Here is a 21,532-nt window from a genome sequence, read left to right as displayed (position 1 = left end):
GGCGGGATGGGTCACCGGACGTGGAACACGTGGGCAGGGGTCCGACCGGGCTCCAGGCGCACGTAGTTCGTCCTGCCCCAGGCAAACGTGTCACCGGTCAGCTCGTCGTGTACGGACAGGGTCGCGTCGTGCTCCACGCCGAGTTGCGGCATGTCCAACGAGACCGTCGCCTCCTGGGTGTGGTGGGGGTCGAGGTTGACGACCACCAGAACCGTGTTCGAGTTCTCGCGCTTGCTGTAGGCGATCACGGAGGGGTTGTCCGTGCCGTGGAACCGGAGGTTGCGCAGTCGGTGCAGGGCGGGGTTGGCGCGTCGGATGGCGTTGAGGCGGGTGATGAGGGGGGCGATGGTGCGGCCCTCGCGTTCGGCGGCGTCCCAGTCGCGGGGGGTGAGCTGGTATTTCTCGGAGTCGAGGTATTCCTCGCCGCCCTCGCGCAGGGGGGTGTTCTCGCAGAGTTCGTAGCCGCTGTAGAGGCCCCAGGTGGGGGAGAGGGTGGCGGCCAGGACGGCGCGGGCCTCGAAGGCGGGCCGGCCGCCGTGCTGGAGGTGGGCGGGCAGGATGTCGGGGGTGTTGGCGAAGAAGTTGGGCCGCATGTACGAGGCGGCCTGCCCCGACAGCTCGGTGAGGTAGTCGGTCAGCTCGTCCTTGGTGGTACGCCAGGTGAAGTAGGTGTAGGACTGCTGGAAGCCGATCTGGGCGAGGGTGTGCATCATCGCGGGCCGGGTGAACGCCTCGGCCAGGAAGATCACGTCGGGGTCGGTGCGGTTGACGTCGGCGATGACGCGTTCCCAGAACACCACGGGTTTGGTGTGGGGGTTGTCGACGCGGAAGATCCGCACGCCGTGGCCCATCCAGTGCCGCAGCACCCGCACGGTCTCGGCGACCAGGCCCTTCAGGTCGGCGTCGAAGGCGACGGGGTAGATGTCCTGGTACTTCTTGGGCGGGTTCTCGGCGTAGGCGATGGTGCCGTCGGGGCGGTGGTGGAACCACTCGGGGTGTTTGTGGACCCAGGGGTGGTCGGGGGAGCACTGCAGGGCGAAGTCGAGGGCGATCTCCAGGCCGAGTTCGCGGGCCTGGCCGACGAACCAGGTGAAGTCCTCCAGGGTGCCCAGTGCGGGGTGGACGGCGTCGTGGCCGCCTTCGGGGGAGCCGATCGCCCAGGGCACGCCGACGTCGTCGGGCCGTGGGTCGAGGGTGTTGTTGCGGCCTTTGCGGAAGGTGGTGCCGATGGGGTGGATCGGGGGGAGGTAGACGACGTCGAAGCCCATCGCGGCGATCGCGGGGAGTCGGCGGGCGGCGGTGCGGAACGTGCCGTGCGGCTGCCGGGGGGTGCCCTCGGAGCGGGGGAAGAACTCGTACCAGGAGCCGTACAGGGCGCGTTCGCGTTCCACCAGCAGCGGCAGCGGCTCCGACGCGGTCACCAGCTCCCGCAGCGGGAACCGCGCCAGCACGGCGTCCACCTCCGGCGTCAACGCCGCGGCGTAGCGCTCGGCCACCGAGGTCGAGTCGTCCAGCAGCTTCTTCGCCGTCTCCCGCAGCAGGGTGCGCTGCGGACCGCGCGGGGCCCGGGCGGCCGCCTTCTCGTGGAGCAGGCCGCCCTCCTCCAGGACCAGCCCCGGGTCGATCCCCGCCGGGATCTTGATCTCGGCGTTGCGGCGCCAGGTGGTGATCGGGTCGCTCCAGGCCTCCACGGTGAAGGTCCAGCGGCCCATGGCCTCCAGGGTCACATCGGCGCCCCAGCGGTCGGTGCCGGGGGCGAGCTCCCGCATCGGCGTCCAGGGCCCACGGCCGCCCTCCGGGCTCTTGAGGACCACGTTGGCGCCGATGGCGTCGTGGCCCTCGCGGAACACCGTCGCGGAGATCCGCACCGTCTCACCGACCACGGCTTTCGCCGGCCGTCTGCCGCACTCCACACGCGGTTCGACGTCCCGCACCGGGATCCGGCCGATCGCCCTGGTGGACTTCACCTCTGCACCTCCGCTGACTGAAAATGGCTTCTTTCGCCCGGTGTTGGGCGAGGGACCTGCACCGCCGAGGGCGGTTACGTCTCCGCGGGCAGGCAGGGCAGGGGACGCGTCACGGTGAGCCGTGCGGCGCCGTTCCTCAGGTTCGCGCCCCGGCGCTCGCGGTGGCGGACGGTCGTGCCGGCGCGCAGATACTGCTCCGCGGCGTCCGCGGCCTCCCTGGCGCACCGCTTGCCCATCAGCACGCACAGCGTGTACCCGCAGTCCTCGAAGGCGGCCCGCGCGGTGCGGTCGTCGGGGTGCGCGAGCATGGCCCGCTCCCAGGACCGGAAACTGCGCAGGGTTCTGGCGACTTCGGTCTTCGCTGGTTGCAGCATCGCGCTGTTCACCTTCCGGGAGTTCACGAGGTACGCCGCTCGAGATGAGCGGGTCGGCCCTTTCCGCAGAGGTGCGAAAACGTCCAACCTCCCGAGGCCTTCACTTATGGTGCACGGCGCATCACCCAACGTCCTGTTGGATCTTGGTTGTGGTGTGCTCGTGTTGCACGAATGGCGTAGCAGCCCCACTGTGGTTGTGACTCTGAAGCGATTACCGCTCACGCTTCGTGTCGGTGGCCCGCCCGTCGGGCCGGCAGAAGCGGAGCCTCGCCGGTGAGGAGCGAACGAGATGAAGACCGCAGTCCCCTGCTACTACCACCTCGATGTGGACGTCAGTGCGGAACGCGTCGGGCAGGTCAGGCGCATCCTGGCCGCACACCTGAACCACTGGGACCTCCAGACGCTCGTCGAGCCCGTCTGTCGCGGCGCCGGGATGCTGCTCGAGGCCATCGACGAGCACGCCCAGGACAAGCACACGTCGATCGAGATGTGGTGGAACGGCCAGCATCTGATCACGGCCCTCGGGGGCGACGACCGTCATCTGCGCCCCGATCGGCACCTGCGGGCCTGCCTGGAGCGCATCGCCGCGATGAGCGACGGCTGGGGCTGCTGCTCCACCGGCACCGGCAGCAAGGTCATCTGGTTCTCCCAGCGGGCCCGCTCGGGCGAGCGCAAGCCGCGGGTGCCGACCGCGCCGGCGCCGAACCTGCGCGAAGGGCGCAAGGTGCCCCGCGCGCTGCCGGTGGCCGTGGTGGCGGCCCCGGCCGTCGAGGAACCGCGTGTTCTGGTGGCCGCCCGGTGACGTCACGGCGCCGTCGGTCGGATCGCCGTGCCGGGGTGCCCGCGTGGAGCGGGCACCCCTACCCGCTGGGCGCCGACTTCGACGGGCAGGGGACCAACTTCGCACTCTTCAGCGAGGTCGCCGAACGCGTCGACCTCGTCCTCGTGGACGACGACGGCAGCGCCCGCGACGTCCCGCTGACCGAGGTCGACGGCTTCGTCTGGCACGCCTACCTGCCCGGCGTCGGCCCCGGGCAGCGGTACGGCTACCGGGTGCACGGGCCGTGGAACCCCTCCTGCGGCCACCGGTGCAACCCGGCGAAGCTGCTCCTGGACCCCTACGCGCGAGCCGTCGACGGCCAGATCGACAACGACGCCTCGCTGTTCGAACGGGCCGGCGACCGCCCCGACCCGGCGGACAGCTCCGGTCACACGCTGCTGGGCGTGGTCACCGATCCCGCGTTCGACTGGGGCGACGACGCACCGCTCCGCCGTCCCTATGCCGACACGGTGATCTACGAGGCCCACGTGCGCGGCCTGACCCGGACCCACCCCGACGTCCCGCCCGACCTGCGCGGCACCTACGCCGGGCTCGCCCACCCCGCGGTGACCGGGCACCTGACCTCGCTGGGCGTGACGGCGATCGAGCTGATGCCCGTGCACCAGTACGTGCAGGACGGCGTGCTGCGGGACCGGGGCCTGTCCAACTACTGGGGCTACAACACCATCGGCTTCTTCGCCCCGCACAACGACTACGCCGCCCACGGTGTCCGAGGCGGGCAGGTCGACGAGTTCAAGGGCATGGTCAAGGCGCTGCACGCGGCCGGGCTCGAGGTGATCCTCGACGTGGTCTACAACCACACCGCCGAGGGCAACGAGAAAGGCCCCACGCTCTCCTTCCGCGGCATCGACAACGCCTCCTACTACCGGCTCGTGGACAGCGACTGGGCGCACTACTACGACACCACCGGTACCGGCAACAGCCTGCTCATGCGGCACCCGCACGTACTGCAACTGATCATGGACTCGCTGCGCTACTGGGTCACGGAGATGCACGTCGACGGCTTCCGCTTCGACCTCGCGGCCACCCTGGCCCGGCAGTTCCACGAGGTGGACCGGCTCTCGGCGTTCTTCGACCTCATCCAGCAGGACCCGGTGATCAGCCGCGTCAAACTCATCGCCGAACCGTGGGACGTCGGCGAGGGGGGCTACCAGGTGGGCAACTTCCCGCCCCTGTGGTCGGAGTGGAACGGCCGCTACCGTGACGCCGTACGCGACTTCTGGCGCGCCGAGCCCGGCTCGCTGGGCGAGTTCGCCTCCCGCCTGACCGGCTCCTCCGACCTGTACGCCCACAGCCGGCGCCGCCCGCGCGCCAGCGTCAACTTCGTCACCGCGCACGACGGTTTCACGCTGCGCGACCTGGTCTCGTACAACGACAAGCACAACGAGGCCAACGGCGAGGACAACCGCGACGGCGAGAGCGACAACCGCTCCTGGAACTGCGGGATCGAGGGACCCACGGAGCGCCCCGGAGTGCTCGCCCTGCGGGCCCGGCAGCAGCGCAACCTGCTCGCCACACTGCTGCTCTCGCAGGGCATTCCGATGCTCTCGCACGGCGACGAGCTCGGCCGCACCCAGGGCGGCAACAACAACGCCTACTGCCAGGACGACGAAGTGTCCTGGATCGACTGGCGGTTGTCCGACGAGCAGCAGGCCCTCACCGGCTTCTGCCGGCGTCTGATCGCCCTGCGGGCCGGCCACCCGGTGCTGCGGCGGCGGCGCTTCTTCCGCGGCGAGACGGTCACCCACGCGGGGCAGCCGCTGCCCGACCTGGTCTGGTTGCGGCCTGACACGGGCGAGATGACGGACCGCGACTGGCTGCGCCCCGACGCGCACAGCGTCGGCGTCTTCCTCAACGGCGACGCCATCGCCGAACCCGGCCCGCGCGGCGGGCCCGTCGTGGACGACTCGTTCCTGCTGCTGTTCAACAGCTTCTGGGAGCCGGTCGCCTTCCGGCTGCCCGACGCCGCCTACGGCGAGCGCTGGACGGTCTGCGCCGACACCGCGGAGCCGGACGGCGGTCCGGACGAGACCGAGTACAAGGCGGGCGCGGAGGTCACGGTGGAGGCCCGCAGCCTCCTCGTGCTCACCCGGCCGCCGCGCCGCACATAGGGGCCTCGGGCGGGCGGCGGCTCAGCGTTCGCGGCGCGAGGTCACCGTGAACTGGGCCCCGTCCGGGTCCCGCAGCACCGCTTCCTCGGCGTTCTCGCGCAGCACCGAGCCGCCGTGCTTCTCCGCGGCGCGCGCACAGGCCGACACGTCCGCCACGGCGAAGTGCACCTGCCAGTGTGGGCGGATCGTCGGGTCCGGCGCCGCCTCCAGCGCACCGGACTCGATCCGGGCGACGACGTCGCCGCGGTTGCGCAGCCAGACCTCGCCGGACTCGTAGTGGACCTCACAGGCGCCGGGGCGGTCGGTGGCCCAGTCGAGGATCTCGCCGTAGAAGATCGCGGAGTCGAAGGCGTCGCGCGTGTGCAGCCTGATGAAGGCGGGCGCCGCCTGCCGCCACGCCTCCCAGTTGCCGATCAGCTCGCCCTCCCAGATGCCGAACGTCGCACCGTCCCGGTCGGCCAGCAGCGCCGCCCGGCCCGGCGGCAGCGAGATGGGCCCCACGGCCACCGTCCCGCCCCGCTCGCGGGCCCGGGAGGCGGCCTCGTCCGCGCTGGGCACCGCGAAGTACGGCGTCCACGCGACCGCCATCTGCCACATCGAGGCGACCGCCGCGATCCCCGCGACCGGCACGCCGCCGACCAGGGCGGTACGGAAGTGGTCGCCCAGCGCGCCCCTGAGCCACTTCCAGCCCAGCACCGCGCCGTAGAAGTCCTGGGTGGCCTCGAGGTCCCGGCTGGTCAGGCTCACCCAGCAGGGAGCGCCGAACACGGAGTGCGTGGAGAGGGCTCCCCGGGCGCCGGGGGCGGATGTGGGAGGACGGTTCATGGCGCTCGCGTTCCTGGTCTGTCGGCCGCCGGGTCTCCCGGCAGGCGGGGTCTGCCACCAGTGTCCGGCCGACCCGGTCCGGGCCGCCTGCCGAGCGGCCCGGTGGCACGATGGGGTGATGGGACGAGTACCGCGCACATCCCGTGACGAAACGACCCGGATCTTCGCGCTTCAGGAGGAGGTCGAACAGCTGAAGGAGGCCGTCACCTCCCACGCGGTGGTCGACCAGGCCATCGGAGTGGTCGTGGCGCTCGGGCGGATGACGCCCGACGAGGGGTGGGCCGTGCTGAGAGAGGTCTCCCAGCACACCAACGTCAAGCTGCGCAGCGTGGCCGAGCTGATCCTCCTGTGGGGGCGCCGGGGGGAGCTGCCCCCGGACATCCGGGCCGAGCTGGAGGACGTCCTGGACCGGTACGGCCCCACCCAGGTCCCGGGCGCGCCCCCGCTGGACTAGGCGGGGCCGCCGGCAGAAGCAGGCGGGCCCGCCGTCGCACCGGGTCAGTCGCCCTCCGCGGCGCTGATCTCCTCGCGGAGCCGCTCGAAGCAGCCGCTGAGCAGGCGGGAGACGTGCATCTGGGAGATGCCGAGCCGCTCCGCGATGCGACTCTGCGTCATGCCCACGAAGAACCGCAGGTACAGGATGGTCCGTTCGCGTTCCGGCAGGGCCCGCAGGCAGGGCGCCGCGGCCACCCGGTCGACGACCGTGTCGTAGCCGGGATCCGGGTCCCCGAGCGCGTCCTCGAGGGCGTAGCCGTCGGTGCCGGGCAGTTCGGCCTCCAGCGACAGCGCGGAGAAGCACTCCAGGGCCTCGGCGCCGGTGCGCACCTCGTCCTCGGTCAGCTGGGCGTACGCGGCGATCTCGGCGATCGTCGGCGGCCGTCCGGGGATGGTCTGGGAGAGTTCCTTGCCGGCGTGCCGCACCCGGTTGCGCAGGTCCTGGACCCGGCGCGGTACGTGCAGCGTCCACATGTGGTCGCGGAAGTGCCGTTTGATCTCGCCGGTGATCGTGGGCACCGCGTACGCCTCGAAGGCGCGCCCGCGGTCCGGGTCGTAGTGGTCGACGGCCTTGACCAGCCCCAGCGCCGCGACCTGGTAGAGGTCCTCGAGGGCCTCACCGCGGCCGCGGAAGCGGACGGCGATCCGCTCTGCCATGGGAAGCCACAGCGTGACCAGTTCGTCCCTGAGCGCCCGGCGCTCGGGCCCGTCGGGCAGTCCGGCGAGCCGTGCGAAGGACTCGCCCGTGTCCGGGGCGTCGTCATGGGGGTGCTGCTTGGTTCGGACGGTGGTACGCATCACGCGCACCTCCCTCAGGAGGATGCCGGTGAAAGGGCGGGGACACCGTGGGAATCGCGAACTCGGGCGGACCGGAGAACACCCGGGGCAGGCCCTTGCGGCGAGCCCCACGGACGGTGCCTCCTGTCCGAAGCACTGACGTTCTCATGCCCGCGTTGAAACCTCTTGAAACAGTTTTGTCCTATTTGCTCGGATATTCGTTGTCCTGCTCGTCAACCGGCTGGTCAAGGACGGCTACCTCGTGCGCGCCGACCGACCCGCCGCCCGGCTGCTGCCCACCGAGGCGGCCGTGGTCCGGCTGCGGACCGCGTGGGAGCGGCCCGCCGCTCCCGTGGGACAGCGCGTCGCCCGTCTGGACGCCGCCGACCGGGCGGTCCTGCGCGCGGCACTGCCCGTCCTGCGTGCGCTCGCCGTCGATCTGCGCGAGGAGGCCGGGGACTCATGACGACCGACAGTGCGGCGGACGCCGTCGCCTGCACCGGGCTCACGCACCCCCTCGGGGCCCTGCCGGGTACGCCCGCGCATCCCGCCGCCACTTCGGGGTGCTCCTGGCGGCCGCCGCGCCCGCCACCGCCCCGGCCTCCTCGCTGCTGGGCCGGCCGGCTCGCTGATCTTGTCCGGGAAGTGATGTGCGGCACGCCGCCGGCAAGCCCTTTCGGACCTCGTCGGCGGATAGTGCCTGCGCACGGCTTGATCAGCGATCAAAGGGGGCGAAGCCCCTGGCCACAGCGCATTCCGCTCATTTGACAGTGCGATCGGCGCACGGATAGGAAGCAGCCGGTAGAAGTCGAGAGGTGCACCGTGTACGAGCCGAACGTGGTCGGGGACTGGCAGGAGTACGACGAGCATGCCGGTCTGCGGGTCCGCGTCCACCGCCTGGAGCAGAGCGAGCCGCCGCGGGGGCGCGACGACGCAGCCGAGGGCCTGACGTACTTCTGTCTGCGGGTGACGGTCGAGAACCGCGGCGACGGCCACTCCACGATCCACCTCGAGGACGGCCAGATCGACGTGCGGCTCGGCCCGGACGGCGAGAGCGCGTTCATCGACTGGCGCAACTCGCAGTTCATCGAGGGATTCGACGTCTACCCGCTGCGCCGGGCCACCGCCGTGCTGTACGCGGCGGGAGCCGAGGCGTCCCTGAAGCAGGTCGACGTCCAGATCCAGCTGCGGGTGGACGACGACTGGGCCGACCGCCGGCTGTGGAGCGGCGGCATCGGACTGCAGGAGGGCTCCGGCGGTGCCGCGACCGGAGCGGGCCGTGAGAGCCTGGCCCGCCAGGTCAGCAACTTCCTGCGCGACCAGGCCGAAGAGGGCACCGCCTGACGGTGGTCGCCCTCCGCGCCGGTCGCCGCCCCGGGCTCCCCGGCCGCCGTGCGGTCAGTGCGGTCAGTGGGGGATGCCGTCGATGATCTCGCGGGCGCCCTGACGCAGCAGCGCCACCGCCACCGAGGTGCCGAGGGTCGCCGGGTCGAGCCGGCCCGCCCACTCGTGGGCGTTCAGCCGGGTCTTGCCGTCCGGAGTGAACACACAGGCCCGCAGGGACAGTTCACCACTACGGTCCACCCGTGCGAAGCCCGCGATCGGGCTGTTGCAGTGGCCCTGGAGCACGTGCAGGAACATGCGTTCCGCCGTGGCCTCCCGGTGGGTCGCCGGATCGCCCAGTGCGCTGACCGCGTCGATGAGGTCCACGTCGCCCTCGCGGCACTGCAGGGCGAGGATGCCCGCGCCGATCGGCGGCATCATCGTCTCCGTCGACAGCACCTCGCTGATCACGTCGTGCCGGCCGATGCGCTCCAGGCCGGACACCGCGAGCAGCAGTGCGTCCGCCTCGCCCGCGGCGAGCTTCTCCAGCCGCCGGTTGGCGTTGCCGCGGAACGGCACGCACTCCAGGTGCGGGTGGGTCGCGGCGAGCTGGGCGACGCGGCGCACCGACGAGGTGCCGACGCGTGTCCCGTCCGGCAGCTCGTCCAGGGTGAGGCCGCCGGGGTGGATCAGGGCGTCACGGATGTCGTCGCGCCGCAGGAACGCGGCGAACACGGTGCCCGCGGGCAGCGGCCGGTCGGCGGGGACGTCCTTGACGCAGTGCACCGCGAGGTCCGCCTCGCCCGCCAGCAGCGCGGCGTCGACCTCCTTGGTGAACGCGCCCTTCCCCTCGACCTGGGACAGGTCTCCCATCCACTTGTCGCCGGTCGTCCTCACGGGCACGACCTCGGTGCGCACACCGGGGTACACGGTGGTCAACTCCGCGCGCACCCGCTCCACTTGGGCCAGTGCCATGGGCGAGTCGCGGGAGACGATGCGGATCAGTTCCGGAACGGACATGCGGGACACGATAGACCCTCGCGGCTCATGCCTCGCTAAACTCCCGGTATCCGCCGACCTTTGCGCCGGACGTCAGGGGTTCACCCGCAGGCTGAAGCGCCGCTTGTCCGCGCCGAGGGCCCCGCGCCGGGCGTAGAAGCGGATGGCTCCCTCGTTCCAGACGGGGGTCTGCCACTGCACCTCGGCCAGCCCTCTGCTCCGTGCCTCGGCCGCGACCGCGTCCATCAGCAGGGCGCCGATGCCCAGGCCCCGATGGCCGGGAGTCAGGAACAGGCAGTCCATGTGCAGGTACTCGCGGCCCTCCCAGGTGGAGAGTTCGGGGGCGCAGGTGGCGTAGCCGACGATCTCGCCGTCGGGCAGCTCGGCGACCAGACAGCACAGGCGGGGCGTCGCCGCGTCGAAGAGGTATCCCGCCAGCCGCTGGGCGAGGTCGGGCACGGGCGGGTCGGCACGCTCGTACTCGGCGTGCTGGGCGGTCAGTTCGGCGACCCGCGGCAGATCGGCCCGTTCGGCGGGCCGCACCCGGGCGGCGATCACCTGACCGTCCCCTCGGCCGTGTCCGCCCTCATCGGATGCCGGGCGGGGAATTGCGGCGCCCGCGCGGATATCGCCGTCGGGAGTTCCTCATGAAGATCCATCCGGTCATCATGCCCGCCCGGACGGCCCCGGACGCCATATCCGGGGCCGAACCCTGCCGGCGCGGCTATGCGTTGGGGTCGAAGGCGACCCCCGAGGGCAGGGCCTTCGACAGGTGGCCGGCGAAGCTGTCGTCCCGCAGGCCGAAGTGGGCGCTGCCGAAGTCGTAGGAGACCAGCTTGTCGCGCAGGCCCGCCGGATATCCGTTCCAGCCGACCAGCGGCGGGTACTGCCAGACGCCCCGGTGGTTCTCCGGCGGTTCGTCGCCCGAGCCCGCGGTCCGGAAGCAGTGCGTGCCGATGCCGTCCTTGTGGTAGACGACCTTCGCGTGGGTGCCCTCGAAGCGGACCGAGGACGCCGTGTGCACGGTGAACGAGCCGTGGTTGGACGTCGAGACGTACTGGACCAGGCCGTCCCGCACCCAGACCACGACGTGCTCCCAGTCGTGCCGGTGCCCGCCGAGGCTGACGCCCGGGAGGGCCTGGTCCTTCTCGAAGTACAGCCCGTAGAGGTAGGCGCACCAGCCGTTGTTGCACTTGTAGCGCGAATAGGTGTTGGTGGAGGCGAGGTCGGAGGCGTCGCGGCAGTTGCCGTTGAGCGCGCCCGTCGGCTTCAGCCCGCCGTTGATCGTGCCGTCCGGGCCGATCGCGGCGGTGGAGTAACACCCGTCCGTGTCGTAGTCGAAGGCGGGCTGGTACGCCAGCTCGTCGGCCTCGGCGTTCTGCGGGAGCGCCGGGGGAGGGGCGGCGAAGGCGGTGGCGGGGACGGCGAGGACGAGTGCGGCGGCGCCGGCGAGTCCGGTGAGCCATCTCCTGCGGTGGGCCTTGAATCTGCGTGACGACACGGAGTTCTCCCTCGATATGCGGGCGCAGCCGAACGGCTGTGGGGGAAAAGGGAGTTCAGCTTCCTCGGTTTCGTGTTCCGCGCCAAGGGGTCCGCAGGGGGTTCGTGGCGGAGGGCGGCCCGCGGCCGGGCGGCTGGTGCCGGCTCAGGCGGAAGTGTCCGGAAGGTCGGCCGCCGACTCCTCCGGCGCCAGGTCCGGGCGCAGCCGCAGCCAGGACGGCTGACGCAGCAGCCCGGCCCGGGTACGGGTGCTGTAGCGGACCTCGCCGACCAGACGGGGCACGGCCCAGTGCGCGCCCGGCGCCTGCGGCAGGGCGTCGAAGGGACAGGCGTCGGTCGCGGCGGCCCGCAGCAGCGCGGCGAGTTCGGTGCGCTCGGCCTCGCTCCAGCCGGTGCCCACGCCGCCCACGTAGCGCAGCCCCGTCGCGGCGCGCTGCCCGACGAGGACGGCGCCGGGCAGTCCGGTCAGCCGGCCCTTGCCGGGGAGCCAGCCGCCCACCAGGACGTCCGCGACGCGCATGTTCCGGATCTTGATCCAGGCCCGGGAGCGCACACCCGGCTCGTACGGGGAGTCCAGCCGTTTGCAGACCAGCCCCTCGAGACCGTGCGCCCGGGTCGCCTCCAGGGCCTCGCGCCCGTGGCCGACCAGTGCGCCCGGCGTCGACCAGCGGGGCCCGTCCAGCGCGAGCGCCTCGAGCCGGGCTCGGCGCCGCGCGTAGGGCAGGGACAGCAGCGACCCTCCGCCGAGATGCAGCACGTCGAACAGGACCAGGTGCACGGGCGCCGTCGCGGCGAGCCGCGCGGCCTTTCCCGCCGCCTGCACCAGCCCCATGCGGGACTGCAGCAACTGGAAGTCGGCGCGGCCCTCCGTGTCCAGGGCGAGCACCTCCCCGTCCAGCACGGCCGGCGTGCGGCCGAGCGCCTCGCCCAGCGGCCACAGCTCCGGATACGCCCCGGTGATGTCCTCACCCGAACGGGCCCGCAGGACGACGCTCCCGTCGCCGGCGAGGTAGGCCACGGCCCGCTGACCGTCCTGCTTGGTCTCGTAGGCCCACCGGGCGTCCTGGGCGGCGGGCGGCAGCTTGCCCGGGGTGGCGAGCATGGGGGCGATGCGAGGGAGGGTCACGGGTTGAGGTGTGGACGCGCTCGGACCGCCGCACGCGAAAGCCGCGCCGGTTTCGCCTGAACGGCGCTGCGCCGGCGCCGGGCCGGTCGCTGGGGATCCAGGGGGATCTAGGGGATCGCCGGCCCGCGCGGAGCCCGTCTCCGGCTCTCGTCCGCAGACATTTACTTGAGTTACGCAACAAGATGGTAAAGTGGATCCCATGCCCACCGAACCGCTCCCGCCGCCTTCCGTCGCGTCCCCGGAGGTGATCGAGATCGAGCGTGCGCTCACTCGCGTCACCTATCTGAGCACCCGGGCCCGCGCGCACGACCGGCTCATGGCGATCGCGGGCATCCCCCTGGACCGCGCGGCCGTGGCTGTGCTGCGGCAGGTCGCCGACTCCGAGCCGCAGCGGCCGGGGGAGCTGGCCCAGGGCCTGGGCGTCGAGGCCTCCCACGTGACCCGGACCGTGCAGCAGCTACAGAAGGCCGGATACGTCACCCGGGTGCCCGATCCCGACGACCGCCGCGCCCAGCGCATCCAGCTCACCGAGGCCGGCCGCGCCGCCGTCGGCCGGGTCCGCGACGCCGGCGCCCGGGGGCTGCAGCTGGCGCTGGGCGACTGGGACCGGGAGGACCTGGGCCGCCTCGCCGCCCTCTTCCACCGGATGGCCGACGACTTCCTCTCCTGTGCCGCCGACGAGGAGAGCGAACAGTCCGGACAGGCCCTGCGCGCCTGACGCCCGGGCGCGCGACCGGCCCGGCGGCGGACGGAACCGGCCGGGAGGCGCGCCGACGGCCGATGTGCCGGGCTCCCCTCGGGCGCGCACCTGGCCAGGCCGGCAACCTCGTTCTCGCCAGGGTCGGTTGGGGTGCCGCGCTGGGGTGACCCCGATGCCGGACCGCGGTCTACCGTCCAGTAATGTCGGCCGCCAGGTCGTCCGAGGAGGAACCGTGTCCAGGTCCGAACGCTCACCCCTGCTGCTGGCGGGCCTGCTCGCCACCGCCGGTGTCGCGCACTTCGCCGCGCCGCGCTCCTTCGACGCGACCGTCCCGCGCGCGCTGCCCGGCTCGCCCAGGGCCTGGACGTACGCCAGCGGCGTGGCCGAGCTGGCGCTGGCGGCGGGAGTGGCCCTGCCGCGGACCCGCAAGGCGGCGGCGCTCGCCACGGCCGCGTTCTTCGTCGGCGTCTTCCCGGCGAACGTCAAGATGGCGTGGGACTGGCGGCACCGTCCCACCGCGCTCAAGGCCACCGCCGTCGGGCGGCTGCCGCTGCAGGCCCCGCTCGTGATGTGGGCCCGCAGCGTCGCGAACGGCACGGAGGGACAGGCATGAGCAAGGCTCCGGAGACGGGCGACCTCGTCGAGGACTTCGCCCTGAAGGACGAGACCGGCACCCTGCGCAGCCTGACCGGGCTGCTCGCCGACGGGCCGGTGGTCCTCTTCTTCTACCCCGCCGCCCTGACCCCGGGGTGCACCGCCGAGGCCTGCCACTTCCGCGACCTCGCCGCGGAGTTCGCCGCCGTCGGGGCGCAGCCCGTCGGCGTCAGCGGGGACTCCGTCGACCGCCAGCAGGAGTTCGCCGACCGGCACACCCTGGGCATGCCGCTGCTGTCCGACGAGGACGGGGCGGTGCGGGAGCGGTTCGGTGTGAAGCGCGGCTTCTCGCTGGCGCCGAACAAGAGGGTCACCTACGTCATCGGGCAGGACCGCACCGTCCTGGAGGTCGTGCGCAGCGAACTTCGCATGAACACCCACGCCGACCGCGCCCTCGACGCGCTGCGCGCCCGCCGGGCCTGACAGGGCCCGCGGAGCCGACGGGGCGGCGGGGCGCGCCGGGCCGCCTTCACGCTGTGGGCGGCGCGGGGGCGCAAGCGGTACGGACGGCACAGGCGGTGCGGACGGCGCGGGCGAGCGCCGGGGCCCGGGGCGGAAGGCCGCCGGGGCCGTCCCGTCCCACCGGCCCGTCGCGGTTGATGCGCCGGGCCAAAGGGACCATTCTGGACGATATGGAGCAAGTCGTCGCTGCGGCGGTCATCGATGCCGACGGCATCGTGACGGCCTGGAGCGAGGGTGCCCGTCTGCTGACGGGCCATCCGGCCGAGGAGGCCGTGGGCCGGACGGCGGTCGACCTGCTCGCCGAGGAGCTGCCGCGGCGCGCGGACGGTGAGTGGACCGGCCCGGTCGTCGTGCGCCACCGCGACGGCCACCCCGTCACCCTCACCGTCACGGCCTGCCCGGTGCTCGGCCCCGACGGCCTGCGCACCGGGTACACCCTCAGCGCCCAGCGGCCCGCCGCCCCCGAGCCGACGCTGGCCGGGCGGGCCTTCCAGCAGGCCTCCATGTCGATGTCCGTCTTCGACCCCCAGCAGCACTATCTGAGGCTGAACGAGGTCGCCTGCAAGGTCATGGGCGTCTCCGAGGACGTCCTGCTCGGCCGCCACTTCCCGGACACCGTCGAGGAGGCCGTGCACAGCCGGGGCTTCAACTGGCACCTGCGCCACGTCGCCGAGACCGGCCGCCCGATCCGCTACGAGAGCTTCACCGGGGCCCCCTCCCTCAACCGCGAGCACGCCTGGACCACCGAGATGTGGCCCGTGAAGGACACGTCCGGCGCGGTCACGGCGGTCGCTCTGGCCGCGTTCGACAGCACCGAGCAGTACCTGGCCCGCCAGCGGCTGACCCTGCTGAACGAGGCCGCGGCCTCCATCGGGACCACCCTGGACGTGGTCCGCACCACCGAGGAAGTGGTCGAGCTCCTCGTCCCCCGGTTCGCCGACTTCGTCAGCGTCGACCTCCTGGACTGGGTGCTGGGCGCCGACGAGCCGCCACCCGTTCCGACCGGCGAGGTCGTGCTGCGCCGGGTCGCCCACGGCTCCGCCCACGAGGGCACCCCCGAGGCCGCCGTCCGGCTCGGCGAGACCGACGTCCATCCGCCCTTCAGCCCGCCCGCCCGCGCCCTGCGGGAGGGACGTGCCGTGCGCATCCAGGCGGGCGAGCCCGACTTCATGCACTGGCTCGTCGAACGCAACGCGCGCGCTCCCGAGGGCCGACGCTTCCGCAGCGGCGTCCACTCGGTGATCTCGGTGCCCCTGCTGGCCCGCGGCACGACCCTGGGCGTCCTGGTCGGCGTCCGTATCGCGCACCCCGACGACTACGAGGACGACGACGCCGTCTTCGCCGAGGAACTCGCCAGCCGGGCCGCGGTCTGCATCGACAACGCCCGCCGCTTCGCCCGCGAGCGCACCACCGCCCTCGCCCTCCAGCACAGCCTGCTGCCCCGCGGCCTGCCCGGCCAGGCCGCCGTCGAGGTGGCCCACCGCTATCTGCCCAGCGGGTCCACGGCGGGCATCGGCGGCGACTGGTTCGACGTCATCCCGCTGTCCGGCAGCCGGGTCGCCCTGGTCGTGGGGGACGTCGTCGGACACGGCATCCCGTCCTCGGCGACCATGGGACGGCTCTGCATGGCCGTGCGCACCCTGGCCGACGTGGACCTGCCGCCCGACGAACTGCTCACGCACCTCGACGACCTCGTCACCCACCTGGCGGCCTACGACGAAGACGGCGGCGACGACGTCGCCGAACTCGGCGCCACCTGCCTCTACGCCGTGTACGACCCCGTCAGCCGCCGCCTCGCCGTCGCCGCCGCGGGCCACCCCGCGCCCGCCGTCGTGCTGCCCGACGGCAGCGCGCAGCTGGTGCGTATGACGCCCGGTCCTCCGCTCGGCGTGGGCGGCCTGCCTTTCGAGGCCGTCGAGCTGGAACTGCCCGAGGGCTCGGTCGTCGCCCTCTACACGGACGGCCTGATCGAGGACCGCGGCCGTGACGTCGACCGAGCCACCGGTGAACTGTGCAGCGCCCTGACCGCGCCCACCGCCTCGCTCGACGCGCTCTGCGACAGCGTGCTCAAGGCGGTCCTGCCGGAGGAGCCGGGCGACGACGTGGCCCTCCTGCTCGCCCGCACCCGCGCCCTCGGTGCGGACCGGGTCGCGACCTGGGACGTCGTCCCCGACCCCGCCCATGTGGCAGAGACCCGGCAGGCGGCCACCGAACAGCTGGCCGCCTGGGGTCTGGAAGAGGCCGCCTTCGTCACCGAACTCGTGGTCAGCGAGCTCGTCACCAACGCCATCCGCTACGGCACGCCGCCCATCCGGCTCCGCCTGATCCGCGACCGCAGCCTCATCTGCGAGGTCTCCGACGGCAGCTCCACCTCGCCCCACCTGCGCCGCGCCCACGCCTTCGACGAGGGCGGACGCGGCCTGCTGCTCGTCGCGCAGCTCACCCAGCGCTGGGGCAGCCGGCAGACCGACCGGGGCAAGACCATCTGGGCGGAGCAGTCGCTCGAGCCCGGGTGACGCGGCCGGCCGGTGCTCAGAACTCCTCGTGCACCTCGGGGTCGCCGCCGAGCCGCCGGTGGGACCGACCCGTCACGGCCGCCATCTGCGCGGGGCTGAGCTCGAAGCCGAGGACGTCGAGATTGGCGCGCCGGCGCTCGGGGCTGGAGGACTTCGGGAGGGGAATCGCGCCGAGCTGGAAATGCCAGCGCAGGACGACCTGGCCGGGTGTCACGCCCAGCGTCCCGGCGACCGAGACGACGGCCGGGTCCGCCAGCAGCGCGGAGCCGCGGCCCAGCGGGCTCCAGCTCTCGGTGCGGACGCCCTTCGCCTCGTGGAAGGCGCGCAGCTCGTCCTGAGGGAAGAGCGGGTGCAGCTCGATCTGGTTGACGGACGGCAGTACCCCGGTCTCCTTCTCCAGCCGCGCCAGGTGCGCGGCGGTGAAGTTGGAGACGCCGATCGACCGGACCAGGCCGTCGTCGCGGAGCTTGATCATGGCCCGCCAGGAGTCGACGAACCGGTCGACCCGGGGGAGCGGCCAGTGGATCAGGTACAGGTCCACGTAGTCGAGCCCGAGCCGCCCGCGGGACTCCTCGAAGGAGGCCAGGGTCTCCTCGTAACCGTGGTGGCGGCCGGGCAGCTTGGTCGTCACCACGATCTCCTCGCGCGGCACCCCGGCCCGGGCCACCCCGCGGCCGACGCCGGTCTCGTTGCGGTAGTTCGTCGCCGTGTCGACGAGGCGGTAGCCCAGTTCCAGGGCCTCGGCCACGGCCTGCGTCGCCTCCGCGTCGTCCATCGGCCAGGTGCCCAGACCCAGGGCGGGGAGTGTCGTGCCGTCGTTGAGCGTGTACTCCGGGATGTCGGTCACGATGGAGCCTTCCCTCGCTACGTGGTGCGTGCGTGCTCCACCAGCCTCCTGGACAGGGGCCGGGTCGATCAACCGGAGCCGGTCCGCCGCTACCTCGCCCAGGCGTCCCCTCCCGCCGCCCGCCCCGGTCCGGGGCGCTGTCGCCACAGCGTCGTTTCACTGTCACGATCTTCCCCGGAGCGAGTATCCGACGACGAGCGGAGCGGGCATGACGACGGATTTCGACGGCCGGACGGGGGACGGTGCCGCGCGTGCGGCCGGCGTGCGGGTGCGACCGGCCGCCGGGCACATCGGCGCCGAGATCGACGGCGTCGACCTGGCCGCAGACCTCGACGACGCCCAGGTCGCCGTGATCCGGGCGGCGGTGCTGCGCTGGAAGGTGGTGTTCTTCCGCGGCCAGCGCCTCGACCACACGGCGCATGTCGCGTTCGCCCGGCGGTTCGGCGAACCCGTCGTGCCGGGCCGGCGCGGCAGCGCCTCCCCGCCGGACTTCCCGGAGATCGAGACCACCGCCGACCGGCTCGAACTGGGCGGCAGGTTCGGCATGGAGCACGAGGAGTGGCTCCGCCGTCGACGGCACACCCTGCTGCGCGGCTGGCACTGCGACCACGGCGCCCGTATCGACCCCCCGGCCGCGACGATCCTGCGCGCGGAGACCGTGCCGCCCTACGGCGGCGACACCACCTGGTCGAACCTGGCGGCGGCCTATGCCGGACTCTCCGCGCCGGTAAGGGAGTTCGTGGCCGGGCTGCGCGCCGAGCACCGGCTCGGCGTCGGCTACCAGCCCCGCTCCGGCGACGACGCCTACGTCCGCCATCTCCTCGACCACCAGGTCGCCTCCGTGCACCCCCTGGTCCGCGGTCCACCCCGAGACGGGCGAGCGCGTGCTGTACGTCAACGGCTACTACCTCGAGCAGATCACCGACCTCTCCCGCGCCGAGAGCAGGGCGATCCTGGACATGCTGCTGGAGGAGGCGACCCGTCCCGAGTACACGGTCCGTTTCCGGTGGGAACCGGGCAGCGTGGCCTTCTGGGACAACCGCGCCACCATCCACCTCGCGCCGAGCGACACCGCGCATCTGGGCTTCCCGCGCACCATGCACCGGGTGATGCTCACCGGCGAGGTCCCCGTCGGGGTGGACGGCCGGCCGTCGGAGGCGGTGACGGGAACCGAGCCGGGCCGCTGGTGAGGCTGTTCAGACGCCGGCGCCGGGCCGCCACCCGAGCGCCGGACCGAGCTTCGTCGCCATGTCGGTCAGGATCTGCACGTAGTCCTCGTGCCCGAAGGTGAACGGCAGGGCGAAGGCGACCTCGTCGATCTCGCGGAACGCCGCGTGCGCGTGCAGGCGTTCGGCGATCTCCTGCGAGGAGCCGACCAGGTCCGGCGCGAACAGCAGCCGGGCCGGCCCCTGCGGCGACGTGGTACGGGGGAGCCGCTTCGCCGCGAACTCCTCGTACTTCTCCCGCTGTCGAGGGGAGGCGGAGTCGGTGGGGATGACCACGAGTCCCTGCGAGACACGGGCCGCCGCACCGTCGGGGTGGGCCGCCCGGAAGGCCCGCACCTGGGAGAGCTGGATCTCGGCGAAGTCCCGTGTGTCCTCGGGTCCTTCGGCCTTCACCACGCTGCTGGTGAGGAAGTTCATGCCGTGTTCCCCGGCCCACCGCGCCGAAGCGAGGCTGCCGCCGCCGTACCACAGCCGGCGGCCCAGGCCCGGGGAGTGCGGCTGCACCACATCGGAGAACACCTCGAAGCCCTCGACCCCGCTGAAGTCGGTGGCGGACTCGCCGCGCACGAAGTCCAGCAGCCGTCGCACCCGTTCGTAGCCGAAGTCCTCGGTGTCCGAGGTGTCCGGGTACAGGGCCTCCCTGACCTGTTCGTAGTGCATCGGCGGGCCGACGCTCACGCCCGGGTTGAGCCGGCCCCCGGAGAGGACGTCGACGGTGGCCAGGTCTTCCGCGAGGCGCAGCGGGTTCTCCCAGCCCAACGGGATGACCGCGGTGCCGAGCTCGATGCGCCGGGTGCGCTGCGAGGCGGCGGCCAGGACGGCGACGGGGGAGGAGATGCCGTACTGCAGGTGCCGGTGACGCACCCACGCGCTGTCGAAGCCGAGCCGTTCGCCGAGCTCGATGATCTCGAGCGTGGTCTCGTGGCCGCGGCCCGGGTCGTCCCCGTCGAACAGCCCGATGGTGAGGAAGCCCAGCTTGCGCAAGGGGCGAGAGGTGGACGACACGGGGTCTCCTCCATGGTCCGACGGCGTGCGCGGCCGTTCAGCGGTGGTACGCCGATTGTGGCAGGCGGCCTCAGCCCAGCGCGATGGTGACCTCGTCCTCGACCGGCGGGTTGAGTTCCTGGGCGAGATTGCCGGTGGCCGCGAAGCAGCGCAGCCGCACCGACTCCGGTGTGACGTCCAGCCGCAGGAAGCACTTGAAGAACGGCGGGCTGTACGTCACCGAGCCCGGCGAGAACAACTGCGTGTAGATCTTGCGCACCGGCAGCCGGAACCGCTTGCGGCGTTCCGGGCGGCTCCCCGTCCCCAGCAGGCCGGCCAGCAGCCGCATGCGGGGCGTCACCCGGACCTGCGGACCCGGCGTGCGCGTCGGCGGGATGCCCAGGCGTTCGGCGACGACGGCCTGCGCCTCCTCCTCGGTGAGGGCGAAGAAGCGCCGCAGCCGCAGCCGCCGTCCGTAGAGCCTGCTGTAGAAGGCCAGGGAGTCGCCGCGCAGCGGATAGCAGCGGAAGTCCTGTTCGGTGACGCCGGCGACGGACACCCGCGGGATGGTATGCGTGGCGTGCATGAAGGCGCCCCCGCCGCCGGCGACGACGTACTGCAGGGTCCGGCCGTCCGCCAGACGCACCGGGTAGCGCTGGTAGTTGTGGATGTCGCCGCCTATCGCGGCGACGTAGTGGTGCTCGGGCGCGCTCACGATGTCGTCGACGGTGCCGCCCCCTTCGACGGGGCACGGGTGGTGCTCGCCGTCGACGTACAGGGGCGAACCCGTGACGAGGATCTTCGGCCGCGGACCCCGGGACACCTCGCGCAGCCACGCGCCCTGTTCGGCGTCGAGGACGCCGAGGAGCCCGGTGTCGATGCCTATGATCCGCACGGGACCCGCGTCGATCGCCCAGTACGGCCCGGGCTGCACGGCCTGCCGGTCCGCCCCGGACCGCAGGGCCCGGGCCTCGTCGAGCCGCCGGCCGTCGTGCGGGCGCGGCCGGTGCCACAGCAGGGAGCGCAGCCACGCGCGGGTCAGCGGACGTGCGGCGGGCTCGGCGGGCAGGGCCGGGGCGTCGCCGCAGAAGACCCGCATGAACGCGCCGAGGTCCTCGTACCAGTCGTGGTTGCCCGGTATCGCGTAAATGGGGGCCGGGTAGTCGCGGTACGGGCGGAAGAACTTGGGGCCGTAGTCGTCGGCGCTGCCGACCGGGTAGATGACGTCACTGGCCAGGACGGCGAAGGCGGTTCCCTGACTGACCCTCAGAAAGCCCGGCACCACGGCGTACTGGGGATCGTCGCCCTCACCCGTGTCGCCGATGACCATGAAGGAGAAACGGTCCGGGTCCGCGCGCCGGATCACCTTGTCGGCGGGTGCGCCGGCCGCCGTGCGCTGCGACACCAGACGGCTTCGGGTGCGGCCCGTGGGATCGCCGAACCAGGAGGCGAGGACCCCGTTGCGGGCGGCCCACAGGAGCCGGGGGTTCAGCCACGAGATCTTCTCGACCCGGCCCGGCATGAGCTGCCGGTACGCGCCTCGGTCGGCGCCGCCCCAGCCGGCGCCTTCGGCGGTATCGCGTGAGGAGTCAGACACGGGTGCACCGTAGCAATCACCCACCGCGGGGCGGCAGTCGGGCCACCGGCGACGACGTCGTCCTCGGCGGGCGCCACGGCAGCCCGCGACGAACACGCCGCCCGCACGGCCGCCGCGCCGCCGTGGCCCCGAGTGTGGACGCGTCTTCCCGGCGAACGCACAGGTCGTTCACAGTTTTCGGGGCCGCGACGCCCTGCGGGGCTCGGGT

At 72.7% G+C, this 21,532-nt stretch carries 20 protein-coding genes and 1 pseudogene; 10 read left to right on the top strand and 11 right to left on the bottom strand.

What is annotated here, in order from left to right:
* Positions 1-11: 11 nt before the first annotated feature.
* Together QF032_RS02930 and QF032_RS02925 are read right to left on the bottom strand one after the other, a co-directional pair.
* The gene (locus QF032_RS02930; RefSeq protein WP_307054759.1) at positions 12-1,967 is read right to left on the bottom strand and encodes an alpha-1,4-glucan--maltose-1-phosphate maltosyltransferase; all 1,956 of its coding nucleotides are present in this window, start codon (positions 1,965-1,967) and stop codon (positions 12-14) included.
* Between the two features lie 74 nt (positions 1,968-2,041).
* On the bottom strand, positions 2,042-2,341 hold the full coding sequence (locus QF032_RS02925; RefSeq protein WP_306955142.1) for a DUF5133 domain-containing protein: 300 nt from the start codon (positions 2,339-2,341) through the stop codon (positions 2,042-2,044).
* Positions 2,342-2,630: 289 nt separating this feature from the next.
* Here QF032_RS02925 and QF032_RS02920 point away from each other — a divergent pair, with 289 nt between their 5' ends.
* Together QF032_RS02920 and glgX are read left to right on the top strand one after the other, a co-directional pair.
* On the top strand, positions 2,631-3,143 hold the full coding sequence (locus tag QF032_RS02920) for a pep a2 (protein ID WP_307039696.1): 513 nt from the start codon (positions 2,631-2,633) through the stop codon (positions 3,141-3,143).
* Between the two features lie 35 nt (positions 3,144-3,178).
* On the top strand, positions 3,179-5,293 hold the full coding sequence (gene glgX, locus QF032_RS02915) for a glycogen debranching protein GlgX (RefSeq protein ID WP_307054757.1): 2,115 nt from the start codon (positions 3,179-3,181) through the stop codon (positions 5,291-5,293).
* Positions 5,294-5,314: 21 nt separating this feature from the next.
* Here glgX and QF032_RS02910 read toward each other — a convergent pair whose 3' ends face one another.
* Positions 5,315-6,118 carry a VOC family protein gene (locus tag QF032_RS02910; RefSeq protein ID WP_306955145.1) on the bottom strand — a complete coding sequence of 268 codons (804 nt, stop codon included), beginning with the start codon at positions 6,116-6,118 and terminating at the stop codon, positions 5,315-5,317.
* Between the two features lie 118 nt (positions 6,119-6,236).
* On the opposite strand from QF032_RS02910, the gene QF032_RS02905 reads away from it, so the two are divergent.
* Complete coding sequence (locus QF032_RS02905) at positions 6,237-6,572, top strand: ANTAR domain-containing protein (RefSeq protein ID WP_306955146.1); 336 nt, start codon at positions 6,237-6,239, stop codon at positions 6,570-6,572.
* 44 nt (positions 6,573-6,616) lie between these two features.
* On the opposite strand, the gene QF032_RS02900 is transcribed toward QF032_RS02905, so the two are convergent.
* Complete coding sequence (locus tag QF032_RS02900) at positions 6,617-7,411, bottom strand: SigB/SigF/SigG family RNA polymerase sigma factor (protein WP_307039690.1); 795 nt, start codon at positions 7,409-7,411, stop codon at positions 6,617-6,619.
* Positions 7,412-7,652: 241 nt separating this feature from the next.
* On the opposite strand from QF032_RS02900, the gene QF032_RS02895 reads away from it, so the two are divergent.
* Positions 7,653-7,856, top strand: coding sequence for a hypothetical protein (locus QF032_RS02895; RefSeq protein ID WP_307054755.1), 204 nt, complete (start codon positions 7,653-7,655; stop codon positions 7,854-7,856).
* Positions 7,857-8,212: 356 nt separating this feature from the next.
* Positions 8,213-8,734, top strand: a complete 522-nt coding sequence (locus QF032_RS02890) for a hypothetical protein (RefSeq protein ID WP_057581170.1) — start codon at positions 8,213-8,215, stop codon at positions 8,732-8,734.
* Between the two features lie 63 nt (positions 8,735-8,797).
* Here the strand turns inward: QF032_RS02890 and hemC are convergent, their stop codons facing one another.
* From hemC to QF032_RS02870, 4 genes are all read right to left on the bottom strand, one after another.
* The gene (gene hemC, locus QF032_RS02885; RefSeq protein WP_306955152.1) at positions 8,798-9,733 is read right to left on the bottom strand and encodes a hydroxymethylbilane synthase; all 936 of its coding nucleotides are present in this window, start codon (positions 9,731-9,733) and stop codon (positions 8,798-8,800) included.
* A gap of 72 nt (positions 9,734-9,805) precedes the next feature.
* Positions 9,806-10,270 (bottom strand): GNAT family N-acetyltransferase, encoded by a 465-nt coding sequence (locus QF032_RS02880; RefSeq protein WP_307039686.1) that lies wholly within the window; start codon positions 10,268-10,270, stop codon positions 9,806-9,808.
* A 166-nt stretch (positions 10,271-10,436) separates the two neighbouring features.
* The gene (locus QF032_RS02875; protein WP_307039684.1) at positions 10,437-11,213 is read right to left on the bottom strand and encodes an NPP1 family protein; all 777 of its coding nucleotides are present in this window, start codon (positions 11,211-11,213) and stop codon (positions 10,437-10,439) included.
* 144 nt (positions 11,214-11,357) lie between these two features.
* A complete protein-coding gene (locus QF032_RS02870) occupies positions 11,358-12,338 on the bottom strand; it encodes an ATP-dependent DNA ligase (protein WP_307054753.1) in 981 nt (326 codons plus the stop codon).
* 199 nt (positions 12,339-12,537) lie between these two features.
* Between QF032_RS02870 and QF032_RS02865 the strand changes: the two genes are divergently transcribed.
* The 4 genes from QF032_RS02865 to QF032_RS02850 all read left to right on the top strand — a co-directional run bounded on the left by QF032_RS02865 (position 12,538) and on the right by QF032_RS02850 (position 16,670).
* Positions 12,538-13,056: a MarR family winged helix-turn-helix transcriptional regulator gene (locus tag QF032_RS02865; RefSeq protein ID WP_307039680.1), complete on the top strand. Its 519-nt coding sequence runs from the start codon at positions 12,538-12,540 to the stop codon at positions 13,054-13,056.
* Positions 13,057-13,270: 214 nt separating this feature from the next.
* Positions 13,271-13,651: a DoxX family protein gene (locus tag QF032_RS02860; protein WP_307054751.1), complete on the top strand. Its 381-nt coding sequence runs from the start codon at positions 13,271-13,273 to the stop codon at positions 13,649-13,651.
* Positions 13,648-14,115, top strand: coding sequence for a peroxiredoxin (locus tag QF032_RS02855; RefSeq protein WP_306955162.1), 468 nt, complete (start codon positions 13,648-13,650; stop codon positions 14,113-14,115). Before QF032_RS02860 ends, QF032_RS02855 begins: the two co-directional genes overlap by 4 nt.
* 209 nt (positions 14,116-14,324) lie before the next feature.
* Complete coding sequence (locus QF032_RS02850; RefSeq protein ID WP_307054748.1) at positions 14,325-16,670, top strand: SpoIIE family protein phosphatase; 2,346 nt, start codon at positions 14,325-14,327, stop codon at positions 16,668-16,670.
* A 16-nt stretch (positions 16,671-16,686) separates the two neighbouring features.
* Here QF032_RS02850 and QF032_RS02845 read toward each other — a convergent pair whose 3' ends face one another.
* Positions 16,687-17,517, bottom strand: a complete 831-nt coding sequence (locus tag QF032_RS02845) for an aldo/keto reductase (protein ID WP_307054746.1) — start codon at positions 17,515-17,517, stop codon at positions 16,687-16,689.
* On the opposite strand from QF032_RS02845, the pseudogene QF032_RS02840 reads away from it, so the two are divergent.
* Positions 17,507-18,707, top strand: a pseudogene (locus QF032_RS02840) (TauD/TfdA dioxygenase family protein). The gene QF032_RS02845 and the pseudogene QF032_RS02840 sit on opposite strands and share 11 nt — an antisense overlap.
* Before the next feature lie 6 nt (positions 18,708-18,713).
* On the opposite strand, the gene QF032_RS02835 reads toward QF032_RS02840, so the two are convergent.
* Positions 18,714-19,748, bottom strand: a complete 1,035-nt coding sequence (locus tag QF032_RS02835) for an LLM class flavin-dependent oxidoreductase (protein ID WP_307054744.1) — start codon at positions 19,746-19,748, stop codon at positions 18,714-18,716.
* Positions 19,749-19,818: 70 nt separating this feature from the next.
* On the bottom strand, positions 19,819-21,324 hold the full coding sequence (locus QF032_RS02830; protein WP_307054743.1) for a metallophosphoesterase family protein: 1,506 nt from the start codon (positions 21,322-21,324) through the stop codon (positions 19,819-19,821).
* Between the last annotated feature and the right edge of the window lie 208 nt (positions 21,325-21,532).

It is taken from the genome of Streptomyces achromogenes (assembly GCF_030816715.1).
In the GTDB taxonomy this organism is placed as follows: domain Bacteria; phylum Actinomycetota; class Actinomycetes; order Streptomycetales; family Streptomycetaceae; genus Streptomyces; species Streptomyces achromogenes_A.
This window is presented reverse-complemented; position numbering and strand designations above follow the sequence as displayed.